11 protein-coding genes and 2 pseudogenes are annotated in these 8,371 nt (G+C 68.5%); 11 read left to right on the top strand and 2 right to left on the bottom strand.

Annotated features, from left to right (window positions below; all coding sequences use genetic code 11):
- Positions 1-343 precede the first annotated feature (343 nt).
- The 9 genes and pseudogenes from ACFYE1_RS16910 to ACFYE1_RS16870 all read left to right on the top strand — a co-directional run bounded on the left by ACFYE1_RS16910 (position 344) and on the right by ACFYE1_RS16870 (position 5,706).
- Positions 344-685: a PadR family transcriptional regulator gene (locus tag ACFYE1_RS16910; protein ID WP_387745554.1), complete on the top strand. Its 342-nt coding sequence runs from the start codon at positions 344-346 to the stop codon at positions 683-685.
- Positions 682-1,671, top strand: a complete 990-nt coding sequence (locus ACFYE1_RS16905; RefSeq protein WP_387745551.1) for a permease prefix domain 1-containing protein — start codon at positions 682-684, stop codon at positions 1,669-1,671. Before ACFYE1_RS16910 ends, ACFYE1_RS16905 begins: the two co-directional genes overlap by 4 nt.
- A gap of 287 nt (positions 1,672-1,958) precedes the next feature.
- Entirely contained in the window at positions 1,959-2,258 is a 300-nt protein-coding gene (locus tag ACFYE1_RS16900; protein WP_387745548.1) for a hypothetical protein, read from the top strand.
- A 303-nt stretch (positions 2,259-2,561) separates the two neighbouring features.
- Complete coding sequence (locus tag ACFYE1_RS16895; protein WP_387745545.1) at positions 2,562-2,849, top strand: DUF4287 domain-containing protein; 288 nt, start codon at positions 2,562-2,564, stop codon at positions 2,847-2,849.
- A 361-nt stretch (positions 2,850-3,210) separates the two neighbouring features.
- The gene (locus ACFYE1_RS16890; protein ID WP_387745542.1) at positions 3,211-3,585 is read left to right on the top strand and encodes an ArsR/SmtB family transcription factor; all 375 of its coding nucleotides are present in this window, start codon (positions 3,211-3,213) and stop codon (positions 3,583-3,585) included.
- Positions 3,582-4,118: an SRPBCC family protein gene (locus ACFYE1_RS16885; RefSeq protein WP_387745539.1), complete on the top strand. Its 537-nt coding sequence runs from the start codon at positions 3,582-3,584 to the stop codon at positions 4,116-4,118. Before ACFYE1_RS16890 ends, ACFYE1_RS16885 begins: the two co-directional genes overlap by 4 nt.
- A gap of 118 nt (positions 4,119-4,236) precedes the next feature.
- Positions 4,237-4,389: pseudogene (locus tag ACFYE1_RS16880) on the top strand (MmyB family transcriptional regulator); the annotation flags it as partial.
- 118 nt (positions 4,390-4,507) lie between these two features.
- Positions 4,508-5,077, top strand: a complete 570-nt coding sequence (locus ACFYE1_RS16875; protein ID WP_387745536.1) for a DapH/DapD/GlmU-related protein — start codon at positions 4,508-4,510, stop codon at positions 5,075-5,077.
- 230 nt (positions 5,078-5,307) lie between these two features.
- Entirely contained in the window at positions 5,308-5,706 is a 399-nt protein-coding gene (locus ACFYE1_RS16870; RefSeq protein ID WP_387745533.1) for a cupin domain-containing protein, read from the top strand.
- A 364-nt stretch (positions 5,707-6,070) separates the two neighbouring features.
- Here the strand turns inward: ACFYE1_RS16870 and ACFYE1_RS16865 are convergent.
- Positions 6,071-6,583, bottom strand: a pseudogene (locus tag ACFYE1_RS16865) (tripartite tricarboxylate transporter permease); the annotation flags it as partial.
- On the opposite strand from ACFYE1_RS16865, the gene ACFYE1_RS16860 reads away from it, so the two are divergent.
- Positions 6,570-6,872 carry an RraA family protein gene (locus ACFYE1_RS16860; RefSeq protein WP_387745530.1) on the top strand — a complete coding sequence of 101 codons (303 nt, stop codon included), beginning with the start codon at positions 6,570-6,572 and terminating at the stop codon, positions 6,870-6,872. The pseudogene ACFYE1_RS16865 and the gene ACFYE1_RS16860 sit on opposite strands and share 14 nt — an antisense overlap.
- Before the next feature lie 115 nt (positions 6,873-6,987).
- Here ACFYE1_RS16860 and ACFYE1_RS16855 read toward each other — a convergent pair whose 3' ends face one another.
- Entirely contained in the window at positions 6,988-7,257 is a 270-nt protein-coding gene (locus ACFYE1_RS16855; protein WP_387745527.1) for a hypothetical protein, read from the bottom strand.
- A gap of 130 nt (positions 7,258-7,387) precedes the next feature.
- Between ACFYE1_RS16855 and ACFYE1_RS16850 the strand changes: the two genes are divergently transcribed.
- Entirely contained in the window at positions 7,388-8,305 is a 918-nt protein-coding gene (locus tag ACFYE1_RS16850) for a LysR family transcriptional regulator (protein ID WP_387745525.1), read from the top strand.
- Positions 8,306-8,371 lie beyond the last annotated feature (66 nt).

Genomic DNA, 8,371 nt, shown 5'->3' with positions numbered 1-8,371 from the left:
GTCCGTGCCTGAGGCGGAACAGAAGGGGCGGAACGGCTGGGGCCGTGCCGCCCCTCCTCTCTTCACCTGTCCGTCCATGACCGTGTCGTCGGCATCAGGCCGGCTGGCGGCGGACCGGGTCGCATGGTGGGTATGACTTGCGGGCGTGTTGCACCTTTCCGGTCGTCTTCGAGTCGAGACCTGCCTGCCCATGCACGGCCGCTGCTGGGTTTGTCGTGCCGTGCGTCGTCGATCATCTTCGCCTGCCTCCTCGTCATGATCGGCCGGTGTACGCCATCGACTCCTCGGCAAACTGGACCGTGATCCGTTGCGATGTTGTGTGTCACACATTATTGTTTGATGCATGAACGAGGATGAACTCACCCAGGGCCACCTCCAGGAGCTCCGGCGCGGCACCGTCGTCCTCGCCTGCCTGTGCCGCCTGCGCACCCCTGACTACGGCTACGCCCTGCTCGAGTCCCTCGAGCGCCTCGGCATCCACGTCGACGCCAACACCCTCTATCCGCTCCTGCGCCGCCTCGAGAAGCAGGGCCTGCTGACCAGCGAGTGGAACACCGCCGAGTCCCGTCCCCGCAAGTTCTACCGAACGAGCCCGGCCGGCGAGGATCTCGCCGCCACCCTGACAGCCGACTGGGACCGGCTCACCGCATCGCTGCATCGCCTCGCCGAAGGGGAAGAGAAATGACCAGCCTGACCGACCGCTACATCTGGGCTGCCGTACGAACCGTTCCTGAGTCCCAGCGCTCGGACATAAGCCTCGAGATCAAGGAGATGATCGAGGAGGCCATCGATGCCCGCCTCGCCTCGGGTCAAGAGGCATCCGAGGCCGAGCACGCGGCGCTCACCCAGCTGGGTGATCCCGAACGGCTCGCCGCTGACTTCGCGGACCGACCGCTCACGCTGGTCGGCCCGCGCTACTACCTCGAGTGGCTGAGGCTGCTCAAGACCATTGCCTTCACCGCGGTTCCCATCGCGACCATCGCCGTGCTGGTCATGCAACTGCTCAGCTCCGGCGGCATCGGAGGCGCCATCGGCAGCGCGGTCACGACCGCCCTCCATGTGACAGTGCACATCGGCTTCTGGACCACGGTGCTGTTCGTCATCCTCGAGCGCAGCGGAACTTCCGAGGCCTTCGGGGAATGGACGCCCGATCGACTGCCCGAGCTGACAGAACGCTCCCGCGACGGCCGCCTGCCCGATCTGATCGCCTCATTGGTGTTTCTCGCCCTGTTCGCCGGCGCGATCATCTGGCAGCAGGTGGGCTCCGTGGTCCGGGACACCGACGGTGACGCGATCCCGGTCCTCGATCCCGCCCTGTGGTCCTTCTGGCTCCCCTGGTTCCTCGGGCTGATCGCCGCCGAGGCGATCTTCGCCACCTGGATCTACCGCCACGGCTGGTCCTGGGCGGCCGCCGTCGTGAATTCCGTGCTCGGGCTCGCGTTCGCGGTGCCAGCTGTTTTCCTGGTCTTCGGAGGCAAAGTGCTCAATCCGGCCTTCCTCGACGCCGTCGACTGGAGCCCGCATGCTGTCACGGGCGGGGGCTGGATGGTCAGCACCATCGTCGCCGCGTCGATAGTGATCATCACCGCGTGGGATGTCGTGGACGGGTTCATCAAGGCCAAGCGGAGCTCAACTCCAGCACTCCGGCCCCGCGTCACCGCAGACTGCTGACCATGCCCACCACCGCCCCACGGCCCAAGGCGGTGCAGTTGGGTCTCCCTGCGGGCTTCAGCGGGGGCATCTGCTCGTCCTTGTTCTCAGCGCCGCCCGTGGGGGCGATGTGTCCAAGGAAGGCAGCCGCGGGTCGCCGCTGTGTGCCGCGGGCTCCGGTGGAAGACGCCGGGCTATGACTGACGCGCGGAGCCGACTTCGCCCCCTCCTCCGACCGGGCGAACAGCTCCGCTGGGTCGGACCACCCGACCCCCCGGGCGCGCTTCGCGCCGGTTGACCTCTTCCTGGTGCCTGTCAGGCTGTTGTGGGGCGGCTTCGCGATCGACCGGGAGTGGCAGGCCGTCGCCAGCAGCGTGTCGCTCCTCTTTGCCCTGTGGGGCATCCCGTTCGTGCTGGTGGGCCTGTGCTTCATGGTCGGTCGCTTCGTCTGCAAGAAGCGCCGCCCGCTGAGCGATCCCACCGTCCACCGGCGCATCGTCGCACACACCCGCACCCATCCCACCCGGTCGCGGCTGATCCACACGACCCTGACCGCGTTGCGCCACGCTGCGGAGCAAGCCCGGCCGTCACCACCCGCCGCATACTGATTCCACAGCCACTCCGACAGACCCCGTGGACTCAGGGCACACCCCCGAAGCTGCCCGCCGGTGATCCCTGCAGGAGGGGTTGCGCCGCGGGCTCTGCTGTCGAGCCGGGGCCCGCGAGCCGGATGACACACGGACAAGAGCCGTGATGTGCGCTGGGGGTGGCTCCCGCCGGTCATCAGTGGGCACACCGCGCCGATGAAACGCGGGACCAGGCGTGGACTCCTTGACCACCTGAACGACGGTGGCCAGACTTAATACCCCGGAGCGCGCCGGGCGACGGCGCCGAAAGTCGAAGGTGATCGGATGTCGTTTCAAGCCTATCTCGACAGCATCGAAGCGAAGACGGGGTTGACGCCGCGGCAGTTCGTCGACCGGGCGCACGAGCGCGGTTTCGACGCCTCGACCAAGGCGACCCCTATCATCGAGTGGCTCAGAGACGACTACGGCATCGGCCGTGGGCATGCCATGGCACTGGTCCACGTCATCACCAAGGGCCCCGGCATCAACGGCAAGCATGTCGGGGGCACGGGGACCCACCGCGACCAGTGGGACACCCTCTGGCTCGACGGCGCGGCGACCCGTCCCCAGTAGGCCACCGTTCCAGCACTCGGCGGTCCAGGAGACTTGCCTCGGGATGAGGTCGGCCGCGACCCCCGTGGGTGCGCCTGATTCCGGACGGAATCCGTCAGCCCCGTCGCGGCAGGGGTCGGCTGGTGAACCTCGCCTGCCGTTCGGTGTGCCAGGCGCACGAGTGCAGGACGTCGTTGACGCGGACCGGAGCCGTGACGCCGCGCCGCAGGAGCCGGGGGACACTCCTGGTCTTGATTACCCACGGGGGCCCCGCAGCGGCCCCGCAGCGGCCCCAGGTGCTGACGCCGCCTGAGGGCATGCCCCGCGGTGGCCTCGTCCACGGCGTCTGGCGTAGTGGTAACTGACAGGTTACCATAGTGTCGTGGACGTGTTCACGGCTCTGGGGGACCCCGTGCGGCGGGCCCTGCTGCGGCGGCTGGCCGAGGGGCCGGCCCGGGTGGTCGACCTCGCGGCCGACCACGACATCAGCCGGCCGGCGGTCAGCAGGCACCTGAAGGTGCTCGGTGAGGCGGGCCTGGTCGCCGGGGCCACACAGGGCCGTGAACGCCACTACACGCTGGTGCCCTCCGCGCTGGAGCCGGTCGCCGTCCTGCTCGCCGAGCTCAGCGCCCGGACACCACGGATCCCGGGGCGCGTCCTGGACGGACTCGACCTCGAGGTCCGCCGCACCAGCCGCGACCGCACCGCCGACCGGCAGGCCCGCCTGGCCTGCACCGAGAGGAAGGATGCAGGATGACCGCACCGAAGGCCACCGGCCGGCCCGAGTCCCGCCAGGACGGGGACTGGATCGTGCTGACCCGCCACTTCAACGCTCCTGCCGAGGACGTGTGGGCCGCCGTCACGGACTCCGAGCGCCTCGGGCGCTGGATCGGCACCTGGAGCGGTGATCCGGCCTCCGGCAGCGTCACCTTCCGGATGACCGCCGAGGACGGGATGCCGGAGGAAGAACACCACATCGAGGTCTGCGAGCCTCCGCGGCTGCTGCGCACGCGCGCCCGCAGCGAGGGCCTGGACGGGCAGGACCACGACTGGAGGGTGGAGATCCGGCTCACCGAGGACGGGAGCGGCACGACGCTGCACTTCGGCCAGATCCTGCCGGAACCGGAGTGGGCGCACAACATCGGGCCCGGCTGGGACTACTACCTGGACCGGCTCGTGGCGGCCGAGACGGGCGGGGACGTCGCCGCGATCGACTTCGAGCGCGACTACTACCCCGCCCTGGTCCCGGCCTACCAGCAACGCTTCCCCGCCACCCCCGAGCACCCGTGACCAGCCGGCCGCGGCCACGGGTCCAGCCGCAGGTCGAGGGCAGCCCGAACAGCTACGGGCCCATCCGTGGACAGCGGATGCCTGAGCGGCTCGAGGTCCACCGCTTCACATGTGTCCGGTCAGCCTGGTCTACGAGGAACTGGCCCTCACCGCCGAACCCGGGCAGGCCCTGATGATCTACACCGCTGAGCCCGGCTCGCCCTCGGCCGAACGGCTGCGGCTGCTCGCCTCCTGGGCCACCGACCGGCCCGCAGGCATACCCGAACACTGACCTGGGCTCCGCATTCCGGCGCAGCCACTGACACGTTCACGGGGCGCACGAGCTGGGCCGCCACCCCAGGCCCTGGATTCGCGGACCCCGAGGCCCTGGACCCCACTGAGAGGACACCATGGAACTGACCGATCTCCTGGAGGCGCTCAACGCCGGCCGCACCATCACAGGGGACTCGCCCTTGCACGAGGTCATGCACCGGGTCAGCCAGGAGGCCCTGCGCATCACCGGTGACCTCAACGTCGGATACCAGCAACCGGCCCGGGTGCGGGAGCTGTTGGCCCGGCTCATCGGCAAACCGGTGGATGCATCCGTGACGGTCTTCCCGCCCTTCTACGCCGACTTCGGGAAGAACATCACTCTCGGGAAGCGGATCTTCATCAATTCCGGATGCAAGTTCCAGGACCAAGGAGGAGTGGTCATCGGCGATGACTGCTTGATCGGGCACAACACGGTGCTGGCCACCCTCAACCACGACCTTGCACCGAGCCGTCGCGCGGACATGCACCCGGCGCCCATCGTGATCGGCCGCAATGTGTGGATCGGGTCCAACGCCACCATTCTGCCGGGCGTGACAATCGGTGACGATGCCGTCGTGGCCGCTGCGTCGGTGGTGACGAAGGACGTGCCGGAGAAGTCCGTCGTGCTCGGCTCGCCGGCACGAGTGGTGCGTTCTCTGAGCGGCTGATCCGCACCGGCATCGGTTCGCCCGGTGGAGCGGCTCCCAGCTGATCAACACCGACCGGCTCCTCCACGAAGGCCCGGAGCGGCTCACACGAGTCCGTCGGGCCAGTGAGCGACCCACCGATTCGACGGTGCGATGACGGTTCCTTTTCGCACGTGCTTCGAGACAGTGGGTCGACCTGCGTCGTGCCCGGGGGCGGGTGGGCGGGTTTCCCGATGGTGTGTACTGGGGACATGGGAAACGATCACACCGCCATCCCTGAGGCCCTCGTGCTCCAGGAGAACGACCGCCCCGTCGAGGGCTGGAGCGACGAACGCGGCAGGCTCACCTGGCGCCCCCTGTTCTCCGCCGATTCCACCCCCACCGACCAGCTGGTCACCGGGGTCGCCGAACTCGAGGAGGGCGGGTTCCTCGCTCTGCACCGGCACGAGCAGGCCGAGACCTACTACGTACTGGCCGGGGAGGGCGTGGTGACCCTCGACGGCGTGGAGCACCCGGTGCGCTCCGGATCCAGCGTCTTTCTTCCCGGCTCCAGCGAGCACGGCATCCGGAACACCGGCGCGCGGAGTCTGCGCTTCTTCTACGCCCTGGCGGCCGACGACTTCACCGACGTCGAGTACGTCTTCTCCTGAGTCCACCCTCGCCACGGCAGGACACCCGACCATGTACTGGACCTTCCTTTGGAAGCGTTCAGGGCTGGAGTCGGGATGCCGGCGGCCTCAGGGCCTACTGAACAGGTGCTGTCTCGACGGTGAACAGCGGTGCATGAGCAGACCGACGTCCGCCGACCGACGTACGGTCGGTGAGAGACGTCCCGCCTGACGGCCACAGTTCGTGTGGGCGGCCCTGTCCTGAAGGCCGCAAGCGGGGCCTCCGCCGGCGAGAGCGGCGTCCCGGGGCGGGAATCCTCTGAGCAGACATGCCGAGAGGCGGCCGCCCTTCCTCCAGGGGGGAGGGCGGCCGCCTCCGGTGGCGTCCGATGGAAGCGCCGCCGGTTCAGACGTCCTGTCGTTGCCTGGTGCGGATCCTTCGGACGGCGGTGTGGGCGAGGACGACCGCCAGCAGTCCGTAGAGACTCCAGGTGATAGGGCTGCCCACCGGGGTGCCGACCTGCCCGCCGGCGGACATCATGGAATTGCGCAGGCTGGTCTCGGCCAACGGGCCCAGGACCACGCCGATCATCACCGGGGCCAGCGGGAAGCCGTAGCGCCGCAGCAGGTAACCGACGAAGCCGATGGCCAGCACGAGCAGCAGGTCGGTGACGGCCGCGGAGGTGGCGAAGACACCGAGTGCGCAGAAGACGGTGATCCCGGCGTAGAGGTAGTGCTTGGGGATCAGCAGCAGTTTCGCCCACAGCGGGGCGAAGGGCAGGTTGGGCACCAGCAGCACCACCAGGCCGACGAAGAGGCTGGCCAGCAGAGCCCAGACCAGGTCGGGGCTGCGCTGGAACAGCAGCGGGCCGGGCTGCAGACCGTACTGCTGAAAGGCCGCGAGCATGATCGCCGCGGTCCTCGTCGTCGACGGCGGCGGCTCCCTGGCCTGCGAACTGATGGGCGGCACCATGGCGAGGACCGCGTCCGACAACGGCTGGGCCGGGGTGATCGTCCACGGCGCCGTGCGTGACCGCGGCGAACTGGCCGCCCTCCCCATCGGGGTGAAAGCGCTGGGCAGCAACCCCCGCAAGTCCAGCAAGAACGGAAGCGGCGAGCAGGACATCGAGCTCAGCTTCGGCGGAGCCACCTTCCGCCCCGGCGCCACCGTCTACTGCGACGACGACGGCATCTTCGTCGAACGCTGACCCCACCAGAACATCCACGTTCAACGTCCACGGTGCACGGTGACCTCTACGTGGCCCCACGTTGCAGGCGTTGCAGCAGGGGTTCCGTTTCGCCCCATGCCTGTGGCCGGACAGCTCAGTGTGTGGCGGACCGAGGCGGTTCGGTTGGGCCCTGGGTCATCGGGGCGCAGTCGTCGCTGATGAGCCGGCCCAGGAGGGTGTTCTCGGAGCTGATGCGCAGTCCTCGGCGGAAGTTGCTGTACAGGTCCCTCCAACCCCATCGGGTGAGCGGTGTACGTTCGCGCGCCGGCCTCGAGGCTCGCCCGATGCCGGTGAACACAGCCACGGGGGCGCCGAAGACGAACAGCGGCCAGAGCAGTTCTGCGAGCAGCGTCGATGCAGTCATGTTGGTACGTCCTTCTGTGCTGGGGGCCTATCGTGCAGGCCCCGATGTGCTCCACCGTGCCACCACGACAATGGTCAGCACTAGCAATGATTCCTACGCTGTTGGCAGGTGAAAGCGTACGATCGGGGGCATGCTCGACCCGCACCGGTTGACCATCCTGCGCGCTGTCATTGCCGCAGGCTCGGTCCACGCGGCCGCCCGGAACCTTCATCTGGCTCCGGCCACCGTCAGTCAGCACCTGCGCGCCCTGGCCCGTGAGACGGATCTGGTGCTTTTCGAGAAGAAGGGCCGGGGCATCATGGCCACTCCCGCCGCCCAGCATCTGGCCGAGGCCAGTGCGGACACGCTGAACAGCCTGGAGCGACTCGAGCGCACCGTGGAGGACCTTCGGCAGGGCCGGGCCGAGCAGATCGCCATCGCCTGTTTCGCGTCCCTGGCCCAGGCGTGGATGCCCGAGGTGCTGATCGCCTTGCGCGCACAGTTCCCGGACGCAGGGGTGGAAGTCAGCATCAATGAACTGCAACCTGGTCGAGGTCGCCGAGTGCCTGATGTCGACGTGCGCATCGAATCCCTCGATGGGCCTCCTGCCTACCTGGAGGGCTACGACCGGCACTTCTTGTTCGAGGAGGACTTCTGCGTGGTCCTGTCGGTCGATCATCCTCTGGTGGCGCATCCGGTCGTCACCATGGCCGAGTTGCGTGATGAGCCCTGGATCGACCACGACATCCACGACAGTCCCACCGGGCGCATCATCACCCGGGCTTGTCACGCCGCCGGCTTCAGCCCCCACTACGTCGCCCGCCTGGACGACTACCACGCAGCCACCAGTCTCGCCGCGGCCGGGCTGGGCATCACCGTGCTCCCCCGGATCGCGCTCACCGGGCTGCCGGCGAATCTCGCCGTGAGGCCGCTGAGCGATCCCACGGTCCATCGCCGCATCGTTGCCCACACCCGCACCCACTTGGCCCGGGCGCGGCTGATCCACACGACCCTGACCGCGCTGCGCGAAGCCGCGCAGCGCATCCAGCGCCCGACAACGGATGTCTAGAACTGACAGAGGTTGTTGACACTCGGGTCTTCCGATCCTAGGAAGACTCCCATGACAAGAGACGAC

The organism is Kocuria nitroreducens, from assembly GCF_042879195.1.
GTDB classification, from domain to species: Bacteria; Actinomycetota; Actinomycetes; order Actinomycetales; family Micrococcaceae; genus Kocuria; species Kocuria nitroreducens.
The sequence above is the reverse complement of the archived record's forward strand: the minus strand, read 5'-3'. Positions and strand labels throughout refer to the sequence as shown.

Coding starts and splice junctions, on each gene's coding strand:
- ACFYE1_RS16910 (WP_387745554.1), top strand. CDS start 344: ATGAACGAGGATGAACTCACCCAGGGCCACCTCCAGGAGCTCCGGCGC.
- ACFYE1_RS16905 (WP_387745551.1), top strand. CDS start 682: ATGACCAGCCTGACCGACCGCTACATCTGGGCTGCCGTACGAACCGTT.
- ACFYE1_RS16895 (WP_387745545.1), top strand. CDS start 2,562: ATGTCGTTTCAAGCCTATCTCGACAGCATCGAAGCGAAGACGGGGTTG.
- ACFYE1_RS16885 (WP_387745539.1), top strand. CDS start 3,582: ATGACCGCACCGAAGGCCACCGGCCGGCCCGAGTCCCGCCAGGACGGG.
- ACFYE1_RS16875 (WP_387745536.1), top strand. CDS start 4,508: ATGGAACTGACCGATCTCCTGGAGGCGCTCAACGCCGGCCGCACCATC.
- ACFYE1_RS16870 (WP_387745533.1), top strand. CDS start 5,308: ATGGGAAACGATCACACCGCCATCCCTGAGGCCCTCGTGCTCCAGGAG.
- ACFYE1_RS16860 (WP_387745530.1), top strand. CDS start 6,570: ATGATCGCCGCGGTCCTCGTCGTCGACGGCGGCGGCTCCCTGGCCTGC.
- ACFYE1_RS16855 (WP_387745527.1), bottom strand. CDS start 7,257: ATGACTGCATCGACGCTGCTCGCAGAACTGCTCTGGCCGCTGTTCGTC.
- ACFYE1_RS16850 (WP_387745525.1), top strand. CDS start 7,388: ATGCTCGACCCGCACCGGTTGACCATCCTGCGCGCTGTCATTGCCGCA.